12 protein-coding genes and 1 pseudogene are annotated in these 15,818 nt (G+C 64.0%); 4 read left to right on the top strand and 9 right to left on the bottom strand.

Annotation, left to right across the window (positions count from 1 at the left end):
• Nucleotides 1–107 precede the first annotated feature (107 nt).
• Nucleotides 108–1,922 (top strand): peptide MFS transporter, encoded by a 1,815-nt coding sequence (locus tag CSC73_RS01720; protein ID WP_163838727.1) that lies wholly within the window; start codon nt 108–110, stop codon nt 1,920–1,922.
• Between the two features lie 245 nt (nt 1,923–2,167).
• Here the strand turns inward: CSC73_RS01720 and rfbD are convergent, their stop codons facing one another.
• Genes rfbD through CSC73_RS01695 form a run of 5 tightly spaced genes read right to left on the bottom strand, consistent with a single transcriptional unit; the run spans nt 2,168 to nt 6,099 of the window.
• Entirely contained in the window at nt 2,168–3,067 is a 900-nt protein-coding gene (rfbD, locus tag CSC73_RS01715) for a dTDP-4-dehydrorhamnose reductase (protein WP_163838726.1), read from the bottom strand.
• Complete coding sequence (gene rfbC, locus CSC73_RS01710; protein ID WP_163838725.1) at nt 3,064–3,621, bottom strand: dTDP-4-dehydrorhamnose 3,5-epimerase; 558 nt, start codon at nt 3,619–3,621, stop codon at nt 3,064–3,066. Before rfbC ends, rfbD begins: the two co-directional genes overlap by 4 nt.
• Nucleotides 3,618–4,505, bottom strand: a complete 888-nt coding sequence (gene rfbA / locus CSC73_RS01705; protein WP_163838724.1) for a glucose-1-phosphate thymidylyltransferase RfbA — start codon at nt 4,503–4,505, stop codon at nt 3,618–3,620. Before rfbA ends, rfbC begins: the two co-directional genes overlap by 4 nt.
• A 17-nt stretch (nt 4,506–4,522) precedes the next feature.
• Nucleotides 4,523–5,578, bottom strand: coding sequence for a dTDP-glucose 4,6-dehydratase (rfbB, locus tag CSC73_RS01700; RefSeq protein WP_163838723.1), 1,056 nt, complete (start codon nt 5,576–5,578; stop codon nt 4,523–4,525).
• Nucleotides 5,579–5,628: 50 nt separating this feature from the next.
• Nucleotides 5,629–6,099 carry a single-stranded DNA-binding protein gene (locus CSC73_RS01695; RefSeq protein WP_163838722.1) on the bottom strand — a complete coding sequence of 157 codons (471 nt, stop codon included), beginning with the start codon at nt 6,097–6,099 and terminating at the stop codon, nt 5,629–5,631.
• 155 nt (nt 6,100–6,254) lie between these two features.
• On the opposite strand from CSC73_RS01695, the gene CSC73_RS01690 reads away from it, so the two are divergent.
• On the top strand, nt 6,255–7,256 hold the full coding sequence (locus CSC73_RS01690) for a polyprenyl synthetase family protein (protein WP_163838721.1): 1,002 nt from the start codon (nt 6,255–6,257) through the stop codon (nt 7,254–7,256).
• 111 nt (nt 7,257–7,367) lie between these two features.
• Here the strand turns inward: CSC73_RS01690 and CSC73_RS01685 are convergent, their stop codons facing one another.
• The 4 genes from CSC73_RS01685 to CSC73_RS01670 all read right to left on the bottom strand — a co-directional run bounded on the left by CSC73_RS01685 (nt 7,368) and on the right by CSC73_RS01670 (nt 13,763).
• A complete protein-coding gene (locus CSC73_RS01685; protein WP_246197263.1) occupies nt 7,368–8,153 on the bottom strand; it encodes a dienelactone hydrolase family protein in 786 nt (261 codons plus the stop codon).
• A 163-nt stretch (nt 8,154–8,316) separates the two neighbouring features.
• Nucleotides 8,317–9,720 (bottom strand): UDP-N-acetylmuramoyl-L-alanine--D-glutamate ligase, encoded by a 1,404-nt coding sequence (gene murD, locus CSC73_RS01680; RefSeq protein WP_163838720.1) that lies wholly within the window; start codon nt 9,718–9,720, stop codon nt 8,317–8,319.
• Nucleotides 9,701–11,170: a UDP-N-acetyl-alpha-D-muramoyl-L-alanyl-L-glutamate epimerase gene (gene murL / locus CSC73_RS01675; RefSeq protein ID WP_163838719.1), complete on the bottom strand. Its 1,470-nt coding sequence runs from the start codon at nt 11,168–11,170 to the stop codon at nt 9,701–9,703. The genes murD and murL overlap by 20 nt, the downstream gene beginning before the upstream one ends.
• Nucleotides 11,163–13,763, bottom strand: a complete 2,601-nt coding sequence (locus CSC73_RS01670) for a bifunctional aspartate kinase/diaminopimelate decarboxylase (RefSeq protein WP_163838718.1) — start codon at nt 13,761–13,763, stop codon at nt 11,163–11,165. Before CSC73_RS01670 ends, murL begins: the two co-directional genes overlap by 8 nt.
• A 122-nt stretch (nt 13,764–13,885) precedes the next feature.
• Between CSC73_RS01670 and CSC73_RS01665 the strand changes: the two are divergent.
• Together CSC73_RS01665 and CSC73_RS01660 are read left to right on the top strand one after the other, a co-directional pair.
• Nucleotides 13,886–14,760, top strand: a pseudogene (locus CSC73_RS01665) (PhzF family phenazine biosynthesis protein).
• A gap of 30 nt (nt 14,761–14,790) precedes the next feature.
• Nucleotides 14,791–15,666 (top strand): PhzF family phenazine biosynthesis protein, encoded by an 876-nt coding sequence (locus CSC73_RS01660; protein WP_163838717.1) that lies wholly within the window; start codon nt 14,791–14,793, stop codon nt 15,664–15,666.
• The last annotated feature ends 152 nt before the right edge of the window (nt 15,667–15,818 follow it).

Genomic DNA, 15,818 nt, shown 5'->3' with positions numbered 1-15,818 from the left:
CTCTGAGCTTCGAGGAGCCGACAAGCTATAAGGAAGCCACCGGCAAGTCCAGCACAGAGAGCCGGCCGGCCGCGGCTATACTCCGGCTTTCCGCGCGGGGCCTGCCCTTGTCCGCTTCCACCCTGCCAGCCCTCCCGGCACGCGAGGACTTCCTCGGCCACCCCAAAGGGGTCTACGTCTGCTTCTTCACCGAGATGTGGGAGCGCTTCTCCTTCTACGGCATGAAGGCGCTGCTGTTGCTTTACCTGACCAAATACCACCTGTTTCCGGACAAGGCCGGCTACGACCTGCTGGGCGCCTACGGAGGCCTGGTGTACTGCATCCCGGTGATAGGCGGGCTGATGGCCGACCGCTGGCTGGGCATGCGCAAGGCGGTGGTGTTCGGCGGCCTGCTGCTGGTGCTTGGGCATGCGGGCATGGCGTTCGAGGGCGACGCCGCCATAAACGTAGGCGGCCAGGTCATGCGCGACGAAAGTTCCCTGCGCTACACCTATCTGTCGCTGGCGCTGATCATCATGGGCGTGGGCTTCCTCAAACCCAACATCTCCACCATCGTCGGCAAGTTGTACGAAGAAAACGATCCGCGCCGCGATTCGGGCTTCTCGCTTTTCTATGCGGGCATCAATCTGGGCGCGCTGTTCGCCTCGCTGGTCTGCGGCTATCTGGGCGAAACGCTGGGCTGGAAGTACGGCTTCGGCGCGGCGGGCATCGGCATGCTGCTTGGGCTGGTCTTGTTCCTATGGGGACAGAAGTACCTGCATGGGCACGCCGAACCCCGCGAACCGGAATTGCTTCGCGAACGCGTGCTGGGGCTCCCGCGCGAATGGCTGATCTACGCGGCCGCCGTCGCCGGCGTGTTGCCGATCGCCTGGCTGATGTGGGCATCGGGCAACGGCGCTTTCGCCCTGGGCGGAGAAATACCGTTGGCGCTGATGCTGATGCTGGTGGTGCTGGCTATCGTGCTGGTCTGGTTCGGCTGGTTCGTTCTTTCCCAGTGCACGCCGGTGCAACGGCAGCAGATGCTCGCGCTGATGGCGATGATCTTCATGTGCCTGGTGTTCTTCACCCTGTACGAGCAGACCTATGGCTCCTGGGTGACCTTCACCGATCGCCTGCTGACCAAAGACATAGCGCCTTCGCTGGTTGCGCCCCTGCAGCCTTTCGAATGGACCACGGACTGGGCCACCAACCTCGCGCTGTTCGTGCAGACCGCGCCGTGGTCCACCTATTCCCTGCTGCTGGCGCCGCTCTCGTTCATGCTCGCCGCGCGACTGTCGGACCGCACGCCCGAATCCACCACACCGCGCCTGCTGTTCATAGCGGTGAGCGCGGTCATGTTGGTCTGCCTGGTGCGCGATTGCGTGGTCCTGCCGCAGACTGCCGGCTCGCTGACTTATCTGGGCGCCTTCTTCCTGGTGGTGCTGGCGCCGCTGTTCGCGGCGCTGTGGGCATGGCTGGGCCGATGCGGGCGCGACCCTTCCAAACCGTTCAAATCCGCACTGGGCCTGATGTTCGCCGGCTTGTCCTTCATTCCCCTGGCGTGGGCCGCGCAGCAGGTCGGCGAAACCGGGCAGATGGCCAGCGTGTGGTGGCTGGTGCTGGCCTACCTGATCCTGGAAATCGGCGAGATGTGCCTGGCGCCGGTCGGCCTTTCCGCCGTGACCCAACTGTCGATGCCGCGTGTGGTCAGCCTGATGATGGGAACTTGGTTTTTGGCGACAGCTTTTTCGGAAACGTTGGCCGCGCAGTTCGGCAAACTGGCTGCGATAGAGATACCCGAGGGCGAAACCATGAACTTCGCCGAAGCCGCGGACAAATACGCGCATCTGTTCTGGCTGCTGACGTGGGTCGGGCTGGGCTGCGCGGTGGTCGCTTTGCTGCTGGTGCCGCTGTTGAAGCGGATGATGCACGGAGTGAAATAAACCGAAGTGCGTTGCGGTTTCCGGTCGCTCCGTGCATCGTCACCCACAGATGGCGACGCTTTCCCGATCAATCGCCGCACCTACCTACTTTGCCGTGCTCGTGCCGCCGATATGGCGCGGCAGGAAGGCGGCAGCTTGGCGCATTACTCGCGCTGATGTTCGATGGTATAGAACCCGTGTCCCTCGGTGCGGCAGTAGAGCGTCTCCACCGATACGCCCGCTTCCTTCGCCAGTCTTGCGCGAATTCAGTCTTGCATGGAGCTTGCAGCCAGTACCCGCTCAAGACCCAGCTTCCAATCCGGCAATGCGATGCCGAAAGTGTTCTGCAGCGCCGACGTATCCAGGCACGAGTAAGCTGGGCGCTTGGCAGGGGTCGGGTACTCTGCCGTAGTAATCGGCGATATACGCGGCACACTGGCTAGCAGACCATGGCGCCGCGCGCCCTCGAAAATTTCGGTAGCGAACCCATGCCAACTTGTCCGCCCTCCGGCTGTGAGATGAAACGTGCCGTAGGCTTGGGACGGCATCGCGATAATCTGCGCGGTCACATCCGCAATCAATGCTGCGGGCGTAGGAGTTCCAGTCTGGTCGGCGACTACGCGAAGTTCATCGCGGTCCGCGCCGAGGCGCAGCATGGTGCGCATGAAATTAGCCCCGTGGTTGCCGTATACCCAAGCGGTGCGGAATATGAAACGCCTGCAGCCAGACGCTTCGATCGCCCGCTCGCCAGCCAATTTGCTGGCGCCGTAAACGCCCAAAGGAGCAGCAAGGTCGTCTTCACGGTAAGGACGGATGCCCTGCCCATCGAAAACATAGTCGGTGGAGTAATGCACCAGCAGAGCATTGCTTGCGGCACAAGCTTCTGCCAATTTCCCCGGGACTTCGGCATTGGCGCGGAATGCGGCTTCGGGATCGCTCTCGGCGCGATCGACCGCAGTGTAGGCGGCGGCATTCACGACGACATCCGGCGAAACTCGACTGAACAGCGCGGGAAGAGAATCAGGTTGGTCGAAGTCCGCTATCTCGCATTCTTCGTCGTCCAATACGCCGCTCCGCGTGGTCGCGACAATGTCGCCCAACGGCCTGAGACTGCGCAGGAGCTCATGACCCACCTGCCCGTTGGCGCCAAGCAGCAAGATTTTCATGCGACGTAGATCGGCAGGCAGTCCTCGGCCACATCCGCCAGGAACGGCGCCTTGCCATCCTTCTCGGATAGCAGCGGCGCATCGATCGGCCAGTCGATGCCGATAGCCGCATCGTCCCAGCGCACGCCGGCATCGGCGGACTTGTCGTACTGGGCGGTGCACAGATAGCTGAAGATCGCGCGATCGGAAAGCACCGCGAATCCATGGGCGAAGCCTTCCGGTATCCAGAATTGGCGCTTGTTCTGCGCACTAAGGATGACAGCGGCCCAGCGGCCGAAAGTGGGAGAGCCTCTGCGGATATCCACCGCGACATCGTAAACCTCGCCTTCGAGCACGCTCACCAGCTTGCCTTGCGGGTTGGGCCACTGGTAGTGCAGTCCGCGCAGCACGCCGCGCGCGGAAGACGACACGTTGCTCTGCACGAACCTGTCGGGGAGGCCGAGCTGCCCGTAACGGTCCGCATTCCATGTCTCGAAGAAGAAGCCACGGTCGTCGCCGAAGACAGCCGGCTCGATCACTACGCAACCGGGAAGACTGGTTTCGACGACCTTCATCGCACGACTCCGCGGGCGACCAGCGAAAGCAAGTATTTCCCGTAACCGTTCTTGGCGAGCGGAGCTGCCAGTTTCTCGAGTTGCGCGGCGTCGATCCAACCGTTGCCGAAGGCTATTTCTTCCGGACAGCAGACTCTCAACCCTTGCCTGGCCTCTATCGTTTCGATGAAGTTGGAAGCCTCCAGCAAGGACTGGTGCGTGCCGGTATCCAACCACGCGAAACCACGGCCCAGCGGTTCCAGATGCAGCGAACCGTCATCGAGATAGCAACGATTGAGATCGGTGATTTCCAGTTCCCCGCGCGCCGAAGGCTTCAGCGAAGCCGCATAGTCGCTGGCGCGCCCATCGTAGAAATACAGGCCCGTGACCGCATAACTGGAACGCGGTTTCTCCGGCTTTTCCTCCAGCCCCACCACCTTGCCGCTTTCGTCGAACTCGGCGACGCCGTATCTTTCCGGATCGCTGACCCAATAGCCGAATACCGTCGCACCCCGCTCGCGCGTGTCGGCGCGCTTCAGCGTTTCGGTCAAGCCATGGCCATGGAAGATGTTGTCGCCCAGCACCAGGCAGCTCGGCTGGCCGGCTACGAAATCCTTGCCGATCAGATACGCTTGCGCCAACCCGTCCGGGCTCGGCTGCGGCGCGTATTCGATACGCATGCCCCACTGCGAACCGTCGCCTAGCAGCTGCTTGAACAGCGCCTGTTCGTGCGGCGTGTTGATCACCAGCACTTCGCGTATCCCCGCGAGCATCAGCACGCTGAGCGGGTAATAGATCATCGGCTTGTCGTAGACGGGCAGCAACTGCTTGCTGACGGTCTGGGTGATCGGGTACAGGCGTGTGCCGGAACCTCCGGCCAGGATGATGCCTTTGCGTTGCGTCATTTTCGCTTTCCTTTGCGTCAGGCGGCAGCGCCGATTCTTTCCAGACGATAGCTGCCATCCAAGACCCGCTCAACCCAGGCCTGGTTCTCGAGATACCAGTCCACGGTCTGCGCGATGCCTTTCTCGAACGTGTACTGCGGTTTCCAGCCTAGTTCGCCCTGCAATTTGGACGCATCGATCGCATACCTGCGGTCGTGGCCGGGACGGTCGGCGACATAGGTGATCTGGCTGGCGCGCGGTTTGCCGTCGGCCCGCGGACGCCGTTCGTCCAACAACTTGCAGATGGCTTCCACCACCTCGATGTTCTGCCGCTCCGCGTCGCCACCGACGTTGTACGTTTCGCCAGGCCGCCCCTTTTCCAGAACGGTACGGATGGCCGAGCAATGGTCGCTCACATACAGCCAGTCGCGGACGTTCTTGCCGTCGCCATAGACCGGCAAGGGCTCGCCCGCCAGTGCGCGCGCGATGATCAGCGGGATGAGCTTTTCCGGAAAATGGTACGGCCCGTAGTTGTTCGAGCAATTGGTAGTGAGTACCGGCAGCCCGTAGGTGTGGTGGAACGCCCGCACCAAGTGGTCGGACGCCGCCTTGGAAGCGGAATACGGGGAATTGGGTGCGAAAGGCGTGCTTTCGGTGAACTTTCCGGTGTCGCCCAGAGAGCCATAGACCTCGTCGGTGGAAACATGCAGCAGCCGGAACGCATCGCGCTTGGCGCCTTGCAGCGCACGCCAGTAATCGCGCACCGACTCCAGCAGGGCGAGCGTGCCGACCACATTGGTCTGCACGAATGCGCCAGGGCCATCGATCGATCGGTCCACATGGCTCTCGGCGGCGAAATTCACCACCGCATCGGGCTGGTGTTCGGCAAGCAATCGCGATACCAGGGACTGGTCGCCGATGTTGCCGTGGACGAAAACGTGATTCGGATCGCCCTCCAGGGAGGACAGCGTATCCAGGTTCCCTGCGTAGGTCAGCGCGTCCAGATTGACGACACGGATGCCCTTGCCCACCGCTTCCAACACGAAATTGCCGCCGATGAAGCCGGCGCCACCAGTTACGAGCCAAGTCGGCACATCTGCCTCCAGAAATATAAATGCAAGAGCTGAACGAGGTTTCCCGTTTCTCAGAACGGAATATCGTCGTCCGCGAAATCGTCCATCGGCGCTTGCTGAGCGGCAGGCTGCTGGCGGCGCGGTCCCGAAGCTTCCTGGCGTTGCGCCGGCGCGCTGCGCTGCGGGCGATCGCCACCGCCACCTTCGCCCCTGCCGCCGAGCATCTGCATCTCGTCGGCGATGATGTCGGTGGAATATTTCTCAACACCGTCCTGGCCGGTGTACTTGTCGTAGCGCAGCGAGCCTTCCACATAGACCGAGCTACCCTTGCGCAGGTATTCGCCGGCGATCTCGCCCAGCTTGCCGAAGAACACCACGCGGTGCCATTCGGTGCGTTCCTGCTGGTTGCCGTCCTTGTCCTTGCGGACGCTGGTGGTGGCCAGGCTGATCCGGGTGATCGCCATGCCGCCCTGGGTGTACTTGGTGTCCGGGTCGTTGCCCAGGTTGCCCACCAGGATCACTTTGTTGATGCCGCGTGCCATATCGTCTTCCGTCGGGTGATGCCCGCCGGTTGCGGGCGCAGTCCAGTGAAGTATACCCGGGGCCTCCAGGCTAGTCCGTATACGCCGCGTCGGCCTGTAAGCTTTAGCCGACCCTTCTTCCCTTATAATTCAGCAACTTCCCTCACACCTCACACATGATCTCCGCCGAGACCACCGCCAGGCCTGCACTGGCCCTGCCCCAGATCCAGACCCTGGCCTCTCCCGATATGGGCGCGGTGGACGCATTGATACGCGCCCGCCTGGCTTCGGACGTAGTGCTGATCAACCAGATCGCCGACCACATCGTTTCGGCCGGAGGCAAGCGCTTGCGACCGATGCTGGTGGTGCTGGCCGGACGCGCCTGCGGCGCCATGTCGCCCGATCATCATCAGCTGGCGGCGATCATCGAGTTCATCCATACCTCCACCTTGCTGCACGACGATGTGGTGGACGAATCGGACCTGCGCCGCGGCCGCAGCACCGCCAATGCGCTATGGGGCAATGCACCCAGCGTGCTGGTCGGCGATTTCCTGTATTCGCGCAGCTTCCAGCTGATGGTGGAACTGGACCGCATGGAAGTGATGCGCATCCTGGCCGACACCACCAACCGCATCGCCGAAGGCGAAGTGCTGCAACTGTTGCACGTCCACAACCCGGACACCGACGAAGCCGCTTACCTGCGCGTGATCGAACGCAAGACCGCGGTGCTGTTCGCCGCCGGCACCCAATTGGGTGCCCTGGCTTCCGGTGCCGACGCCATCGTCCAGCAGAAACTCTACGACTACGGCATGAATCTGGGCTACGCCTTCCAGATCGCCGATGACGTGCTGGACTACACCGCCGATGCGGCCGACCTGGGCAAGAATCTGGGCGACGACCTGGCCGAAGGCAAGGCCACCCTGCCGCTGATCCATGCCATCGCGCATTCGGACGAAGCGACGCGCACGCGCTTGCGCGCTATCGTGGAGAACGGCAACGGCGATGCCATGCCGGAAGTGCTGAAGGCGATCCATGCCACCGGCGGACTGGAATACAGCCAGCGACGAGCGGCGGAATACGCGCGAGCGGCCGAAGGCGCGCTCGACGGTCTGGACGAAAACGAGGCTATCGCCGCGTTGCGCGGACTGGCGCAGTACGCCGTGGAACGCAAGCACTGAGCCGGAAGTCCGTAGGAGCGACGTAAGTCGCGAACATAAGGATCGGAAGGATCAAGTCCGATCGTAATCTAGGATTCGCGACTTACGTCGCTCCTACGGGAATTTCCGCGGTTACTGGGCGAACACTTCGTCGAAGAAGCTGCCCATCATCTTGTAGGCGCGCTTGGCGGCGCGCTCGTTGTACACGCAGCCGGGCGGGCTGTTGGCGGTCTCCAATGCGAAGCAATGCACTGCGCCGCTGAAATTGACGAACTGCCAATCGGCGCCTGCCGCGTTCATTTCCTTCTCGAATCCGGCGATGTTGGGCGCCACGCCCTGATCGTCCGCGCCATTGAGTATCAGCAGCGGCGCTTTCACCGCACCTTCCGCCGCCGGCATCGTCGTCTCCAGGCCGCCATGGAAAGTGACCACACCGGCGACATCGGCGCCGCTGCGCGCCAGCTCCAGCGCCGACGAACCGCCAAAGCAGAAACCCAGCGCCGCGATCTTGGTCGTGTCCACCGGCGCCTTGCCGGCCTTGGTGCGCAACACTTCCAGCGCCTTGTTCATGCGCGCGCGCATCGCCGGCCTGTCGGCATACATCTTCTTGACCTGGGCCATCGCCTGGGTCGGATTCTTGGGGCGTACGCCCTTGCCGTACATGTCCACTACCAGCACCACGTAGTCGTCACTGGCGATCTGCTTGGCCTTGTCCACCGCGGCCGGGGTCACGCCCAGCCAATCCGGCACCATCAACAGACCCGGACGGGTTTCCTTGCTGGCGTCGTCGTAGACCAGAAACCCGCTGAAAGTCTGTTTGCCGACCTTCCAGTTGATCGGCTTGGCGACGGGAGCCGCCAGCAACGGGCTGGCCCACAATGCAGCCAGGACCAGCCAAACCATTGAAATCTTGCGCATGGAACTCTCCTTGTCGAGGGGGTTGGTGCCGGGATATCCGATAATGTTGACGCAGTGCCCAGCCTCGTAGGAGCGACGTGAGTCGCGAAACGACAACCGGCCAGGCCTCCTGATCGAGCATTGACGAGGGTTTCGCGACTCACGTCGCTCCTACGCGCCTCCGCTAAGCGATGCCGATGCCGGGAATGGCGGAAATCGTATCCGGGTCGAAACCGGCGATGGCTGCGAAATGGCGGCCGCGGGCCACGTAGTCCTTGTAGACGCCGAAGCTGGGCGCGCCCGGCGACAGCAGCACCACGCCCGTGCCGCCGAGCAAACGCCGGGCCTGGCTCACCGCCGATTCCAGATCGCCAGCCGCTTCGAGTTTGAACCTGCCTCCGGCAGCCAGGGGCGCAAGCAGTTCGTGGATGCGCGGACCGTTTGCGCCCATGGTGACGATGGCCACGGGGGCGTCCTGCTTCATGGCCTCTGCGAAATCGGACCAGTCCACCCCGCGGTCGTGCCCGCCAACCAGCGCCGCGACCGGTCGGCCGCGGAAACAGTCCAGCGCCGCCAACGTGGCGTGCGGCGTGGTGCTGATCGAATCGTTGACGTAGAGGATTCCCTCGCGCTCGCCCAGGGACTGCAGCCGGTTGGGCAAGGGACGGAAGCTCTCGGCATGAGCGGCCAATGCGGTTGCATCCAAACCCAGCACCTCGAGGGTGGCGAGTACGGCGCACAGGTTGCCGCGATTGTGGCGGCCCGGCAGCGGCGTGCGCGTGGCGTCGAACACGAATGCATCGCCGCGATACACATCATCCCCGCGCAGGTGCCAACCCTGCGCATGATTGAACCAATGCACTTCGCTATCGGGGAGCCGCAGCGCCGACAACTGCTTGTCGGCGGCATTCAATACCGCGATCTTCGGTTTGGCCTGGGTCACCAACGCCAGCTTGTCGGCGACATAGCGGGCTTCGCTTCCATGCCAGTCCAGGTGTTCCGGGAAAATATTCAGCACCACCGCCACCTCCGGCCGTGCCTGGGCCGCTGCGACGTCGAGGGTCTGGTAACTGGAAAGCTCGATGGCCCAGAACTCGGGCGCAGGTTGCGGATCCAGCGCTTCCAGCAGCGGCATGCCGATGTTGCCGATCAATCCGGTGCGATGGCCGCTTGCGCGCAGCAAGTGCGCGAGCAAGGCGGTGGTGGTGCTCTTGCCTTTGGTGCCGGTCACGCAGACCGTGTGCGGTACGGTTCCGTCCGGACCGGCATGCTCGTCGAACCACAGCGTGCTGCCGCCTATGAAGACCGCGCCGTTACGGGAAGCGGCACGCGCGGATTCGAGATTGGGGCTGATGCCCGGCGATTTGACCACCAGCTGCTGGGCGGCCAGCGACGCGGCGGTAGCTTCTCCGCACACGGCCAGCAGGGGATCGGCGAGAGATCCGGCTTCGGCGGCTTCTTCGTTATTGCAGAACAAGGTCAGCGGCAGTGCCGGCAATCGCGAACGGATCGCGCGGTACGCTGCGCGACCCTCCCGACCCCAGCCCCACAGCGCTACGCGCTTGCCTTCAAGCTGCGAAATTCGCACGCAGCTGCCCCCACAGCGCGGCCGGAATGCGATGTTCGCCGCCGATGCCCAGCAGCGGCGCGATCTCCAGTTCGGAGGCGGCCAGTTGCGGCTGGATCTCGCGGATGAAACGGGCGACCAGCGCATCCTCCTTCCATTCCGGACGCGATGCCAACGCGGCCATCGCCGCGCGCGACTCCTGCCCCTCGCCCACGCATTCGAACGGCTTATGGTCCTGGAATTCGAGCAGCGCGTCGAAGCCGCCCGCCTGCAACGCATCGTCCAGCAGGTTGCGGCCGAAGATGCCCACCAGCCGCGGCTTGGGCATGAACGGCGCCAGCGCCAGGAATACGAAATGGCACTTCGGGCATACCCCGCACCAACGATTCACCGGACGCTCGCCCAGGATGTGGAAGTTGCGGTTGCAGCTGGAGAAATGCGCGTCGTAGCGATCGGTCTTGGCGAATTGCCGGGCCACGGCAAGTTCGCTGAGCGGCCTCAGCAACGAGTAGTAATGAAGATCGGCGGCGACGCGACGCTGCACGTATTCGCCGAAGGCCTGCTCGAACCGCCAACCCTTGGACCACTGATGGTTCACCTCGCCGGTACCCGGAATGATGCTGCCATAGCTGGCAGAACGTTCGTTGGAGAACACCACCTGGTCCACGCCCTGCAGGACCGCAGCGAGAACGAGAATGGCCGAGTTCACCGCGGTGACCGGAATATGGCCGTTGTAGGCGCCCTGCCGGTTCAAGTCGAACAACCCCGAGGCCAGCGCACGGCCCAGGTTGAGCGTGGGCAATTCGGTGCGGGCCGCGCAGGCGGCGATCAGCTGCGAGCTGCCGATCCAGGTAACGGTCTGGTCCACGCCCGCCGAACGCAGCGCTTCGATAGAAACCAACGAATCCTTGCCGCCGCCGATGGCGACCAGGGCGTGATGGCGCAGCCCCAGCTTCGAACCCCTCTCCCATTGGGAGTCGAAGCCGCCTCCAGCGGCTGAGGGTTCGGGTGACGGTTCGGCGCGGGCGCCGACATCCGGGTACTCCGGACCCTCACCCCCGACCCCTCTCCCGACGGGAGAGGGGAGCGAATGTGGAAACTTGATGCGTCCATGCAAGTTCAGACCATTGCGATAGGCGAACTCGCCCAGACCGTTGATGTAGATGGTTTCCAGCAAGGCCGCCGTTTCCGCATCTATCGAATAACCCTCGATTCGGATTTCCGACGGCACCGCCGCTTTGTAATAACTGACGCCCGCGATCAGGTGCAGCAGCCGCAGGGCCTGCTCCACCGCTGCCGCACGCGAACCTTCCAGCGCGAAAGGAGCACCGGGAATGACGACCGTTTCTATCAACTCCGGGCCGTCGTCGAAAGCGTAGACGAGCTGCGCAACGCCGCTTTCCGCATCCAGCCCGCAACGCACGAAACGGAATGCGGCGACCTCATCGCGCTGGAATTTGAAATCAGACATCCAGCACCTCTTCTTTCGGCAATGCCCGCAGGTTGTAGGCGTTGGCCATGGTGAATCCGTAAGCGCCCGCATCGGCGATCAGCACCACATCGCCCTCCGAAGTGGCCCCGGCAAGCCGCCGGCGCCTGCCGAACACGTCGCTGGACTCGCAGATCGGGCCGACCACGTCGAACACGCCGTCCGCCGCCTGCTCCAGCCGGCTGAGATTGAGGATGTCGTGCCAGGCGTCGTACAGCGCTGGGCGGATCAACGCGTTCATTCCCGCATCCAGGCCGACGCGGCGGATGCCCTCTTTCTCGATCACCTGGGTCACTGTCAGCAGCAGAACTCCCGCTTCGGCGACCAGATAGCGGCCCGGTTCGATGGCCAGACGGTAGCCGGGATAGGCGGCTTTTATTTCGCTCAAGCCCGCACCCCACGCTTCCAGGTCGAACGGCTCGTCGTCCTCGGTATACGGAATGGGCAGGCCGCCGCCGATATCGATCACCTCGATGCTGCCGATGCGTTCGGCGATGCCGCCCAGTTCGTCGCATATCTGTTTCCAGTGCTGCGGCGTCTCCACCCCGCTGCCCAGATGCGCATGCAATCCCACCACACTGGCGCCCAAACCACGGGCGAGCGCGACGAAAGCGTCTACTTTGGCGACGGGCAGTCCGAATTTCGAATCCCTGCCGCCGGTGCGCACCTTCTCGTGATGTCCGTCGCCGCGGCCCAGGTCCACGCGCAGCCACAGATCGCGGCCGCGGAAGACTTCCGGCCAGCGCTGCAGCGCTTCGATATTGTCCAGGGTGACGGTGACGCCCAATCCGTACGCCGCTTCGTACTCCGCGCGCGGCGCGAAACTGGGCGTGAACAGCACCCGGCGCGGCGACAGTTCGGGAACAACTTCGAACACGCGCTGCAATTCGCCCAGCGATACGCACTCCAACCCGAAACCTTCCTCCACCAGCGCAGACAAAATGGCCGGATGCGAATTGGCCTTGATCGCGTAATAGCGCTGGTCGATGGGCGCGAGCGCATTCAACGCCTGCGCGCGGGCCCGCACGGTCGGCAGGTGATAGGCATAGCGCGGAGTGCCGGCTTCGGCCATGGCCAGAAGCCGCTGGCGTTCGCCGCGCCACCATGGCGTTTCGCGCTTGCGGATGCCATTGGCGATTTCGCGCCAGCGCGGTCCGAACACGCTGGTTTCTTCCACCGGCATCGCGCCGCTGTCGATCAGTGCGGCATGCAGGACCGGAAGCAGTCCGTCGGCGTCGGCTTCGTCGATGACGAAGGTCAGGTTGAGGTCGTTGGACGACTGCGAAATCATGTGCACGCGTTCGCGGCCGAACGTGGCCCACACGTCCGACAGCTTGTGCAGCAGCGAGCGCATGCCCCGACCCACCAGCGTGATCGCCGAACATGGCGCGATCACCTTCACCCGGCAGATTTCGGTCAAATCGGCCGAGAGTGCGGCCAGCACGTTGGTGGTGACCAGGTTCTCGCTGGGATCCAGCGATACGGTGACGTTGGTTTCCGAAGAACCGATCAGGTCGACCGACAGGCCATGGCGCTTGAAGCGCTCGAACACGTCGGCCAGGAAGCCGACCTGTTGCCACATGCCCACCGACTCCATCGCCACCAGCACGATGCCGTTGCGGCGGCTGATCGCCTTGACGCCGGGCACGGTGATGGCATCGCCGTCGATGCTGGTGCCGGGCAGCTCGGGACGCTCGGTATCCAGGATGGCCATCGGCACGCCGGCATCGCGGCACGGCTTGATGGAGCGGGGATGCAGCACCTTGGCGCCGGTGGTGGCGATTTCCTGCGCTTCCGCATAATCCAGCCGCGTCAGCAGCCGCGCATCGGGCACCTCGCGCGGATTGGCGCTGAACATGCCGGGTACGTCGGTCCAGATTTCGACCCGCTGCGCGCCAAGCAAGGCGCCGAAATAAGCGGCCGAAGTATCGGAGCCGCCGCGGCCCAGGATGGCGGTATCGCCGTCCCGGTGCCGGGCGATGAAACCTTGCGTCAGCAACATGCGCGCCGGTTGCCGGCGGAAACCTTCGCCCCACTCCGCGCTGGCCAGCGGACTGCACGATACAGACAAGCGCTGCGCCCATGCATTCTGGTTGGGCAACACCGCCGCCTGCAGCCAGTCGCGCGCGTCCATCCAGCCGAAATCCAGGCCGCTGGCGCGCAGATAGGCGGCGCCGAGCGTGGACGAAAGCAGTTCGCCCTGCCCAAGCACTTCGGCTTGCCATGGCAGCGTGCGCTCGGCCGCGCGCGGATCGGTCGCCAGCGCGCGCAGGATCGACAGGCGTTCGCCGAGCACTTCATCGGCATCCAGCTCGAGTTCGGCCAGGAATTCGCGGTGGCGCTGTTCCAGCTTCGCGATGCGCTCCGCGCTGTCGGGGGCGCCGTCGGCGATAGCGGTCAGTTCGTTGGTCACGCCGGAAAGCGCCGACACCACCACCAGCACGCGCGCGTCGTTCTCTTCGGCCCTGCGTTTGGACAACCGGCCTATCGTGTCCCAGCGATGGCGACGCGACACCGAAGTGCCGCCGAACTTGAGGACGATCCAGCGATCAGACGCAGGCGAGGCAGGAGACATGGACAGAAGAGGGGGACTGCCCGACCATTCGGGCGTGAATCGCCGATTCTAAACGAATGCCCTAAACGAATGCTTCCAAACGAATGCTTCCAGACGAAACCTACCGAACAAGGCCGATCCGCATGACCGTACGTCGCTACCTGCAACTCGATGTCTTCGCCGACCGGCCGGGAGTCGGCAACCCGCTGGGCGTGGTGTTCGACGCGGCCGATATGGAAACGGACGCGATGCAGGCTTATGCCGCCTGGGCGAACCTGTCCGAGACCATCTTCTTTCTGCCCCCACTTCGGCGGAAGCCGACTATCGGGTGCGAATCTTCACTCCGCGCCAGGAACTGCCTTTTGCGGGCCATCCCAGTGTTGGCGCGGCCTGGGCGGCGCTGGATTCGGGCCTGGCGCAGGCGAAGGCCGGTCGTCTGGTGCAGGAATGCGCGGCGGGTCTGCTTCCGATAAGAGTCGAACAACGCGACGCCACGCGCTTGATCCACGTCCGCGCACCACAGGCCCGGGAAGTGGAAACCGGGAATATCCACGCCAAAGCGCTCGCTTCCGCCTTGCAGGACCTGCCGCGCGGCAAGCTCGCTCCTGCACTGTGGAACAACGGGCCGAACTGGTGGCTGGTGGAATTGGCCGATGCGGCGGCAGTGCGCGCGATGCGGCCCGATCTGCCCGCCATCGCCACGCTCAGCGTCGCCAGCGACGCGGTGGGGCTTGCGGTGTTCGGCCGGGCCTGCGGCCCTGATCACGATCTGGCGGTGCGTGCGTACTGTCCCGCCGACGACATACCGGAAGACCCGGTGACCGGCAGCGCCAACGCCAGCATCGCCGCGCTGCTGCACCATGCCGGTGCATTGCCCGGTGCGGAGGGACGCTATATCGCCAGCCAGGGTCGCGAACTGGGCCGCGATGGCCGGGTGGAAGTACAGGTGGATAGCGAAAACGAGGTCTGGATCGGCGGCCGCGTACAGGCGGTTATCCGCGGCAGCGTGGATTGGTAAGCTGCACGGCCCCCACCACCCCACCCTCCCATGACTTCACGCCGTTACGTGCAACTCGATGTCTTCGCCGATCGTCCGGGCGCAGGCAATCCGCTGGCCGTGGTTCTGGATGCGGAAGGGTTGGACGACGTCACCATGCAGGCGATTGCGCGCTGGACGCGGTTGCCGGAAACGACTTTCGTATTCCCGGCGACGAAACCGGAAGCCAGCTACGGCATCCGCATCTTCAGCCCACGCCGCGAAGTTCCCTTCGCTGGCCACCCCAGCGTCGGCACCGCCCATGCGGTTCTGGAAGCGGGCCTGGCGACGCCGCGAGACGGCCTGCTGGTGCAGGACGGCATCGCCGGACTGCTTCCCCTGCGCGTGATCGGCTCCGGCGCCACCCGCACCATCGCCGTACGCACGCCCCGCGCGAAGGTGATGGAAATCGCTTCGCCGGAGGACGCACGGTTGCGCGACGTGCTTGGCAGCCTGCCGTTGGGCGATCTGCCGCCCGCCTTGATGGATGGCGGTCGCCGCTGGTGGCTGGCGGAACTGCGCGATGAAGCCGCGCTGCGCTCAGCGACCCCGCCTTGGGAAGCGATCGGCAAACTGGCGCACGAAACCGAAAGCATGGGCATGTGCGTGTTCGCGCGCAGCGACGATCCGGTCTACTTCCTGGCGGTACGCGCCTGGGTCGGCGCTCCGGCGCAATTCGAGGATGCGGCCTCGGGCGCGGCCAATGCGACGCTGGCCGCATGGCTGGCTTCGCAGGATGCGCTGCCCGGCAACGATGGCCGCTACCGCATCAGCCAGGGTCGCGAAGTGGGTTACGACGCGATCATCGAGTTGCATGTGGATGAGGAAGGCGAGGTTTGGTCGGGTGGGAGCATATGCAACGTGGTGACCGGGCGGATTGATTGGTAAACCGATTCTCTTTCAGCCGTCATCCCAGCGAAAGCTGGGATCCATTTTGATCTTGCTCTGCAGTGCACTACGGCGGAAACGTCAAAATCAGAATCAAGATGGATCCCAGCTTTCGCTGGGATGACGACGATAAAAGACGATGGCCACAAAAA

Source organism: Pseudoxanthomonas sacheonensis (genome assembly GCF_010093305.1).
GTDB classification, from domain to species: domain Bacteria; phylum Pseudomonadota; class Gammaproteobacteria; order Xanthomonadales; family Xanthomonadaceae; genus Pseudoxanthomonas_A; species Pseudoxanthomonas_A sacheonensis.
This window is presented reverse-complemented; position numbering and strand designations above follow the sequence as displayed.

Excerpts from the sequence above, each read along its gene's own strand:
- rfbD (WP_163838726.1), bottom strand. The coding sequence starts at position 3,067 with ATGAAAATCTTGCTGCTTGGCGCCAACGGGCAGGTGGGTCATGAGCTC.
- rfbC (WP_163838725.1), bottom strand. The coding sequence starts at position 3,621 with ATGAAGGTCGTCGAAACCAGTCTTCCCGGTTGCGTAGTGATCGAGCCG.
- rfbA (WP_163838724.1), bottom strand. The coding sequence starts at position 4,505 with ATGACGCAACGCAAAGGCATCATCCTGGCCGGAGGTTCCGGCACACGC.
- CSC73_RS01695 (WP_163838722.1), bottom strand. The coding sequence starts at position 6,099 with ATGGCACGCGGCATCAACAAAGTGATCCTGGTGGGCAACCTGGGCAAC.
- CSC73_RS01690 (WP_163838721.1), top strand. The coding sequence starts at position 6,255 with ATGATCTCCGCCGAGACCACCGCCAGGCCTGCACTGGCCCTGCCCCAG.
- CSC73_RS01685 (WP_246197263.1), bottom strand. The coding sequence starts at position 8,153 with ATGCGCAAGATTTCAATGGTTTGGCTGGTCCTGGCTGCATTGTGGGCC.
- murL (WP_163838719.1), bottom strand. The coding sequence starts at position 11,170 with ATGTCTGATTTCAAATTCCAGCGCGATGAGGTCGCCGCATTCCGTTTC.
- CSC73_RS01670 (WP_163838718.1), bottom strand. The coding sequence starts at position 13,763 with ATGTCTCCTGCCTCGCCTGCGTCTGATCGCTGGATCGTCCTCAAGTTC.
- CSC73_RS01660 (WP_163838717.1), top strand. The coding sequence starts at position 14,791 with ATGACTTCACGCCGTTACGTGCAACTCGATGTCTTCGCCGATCGTCCG.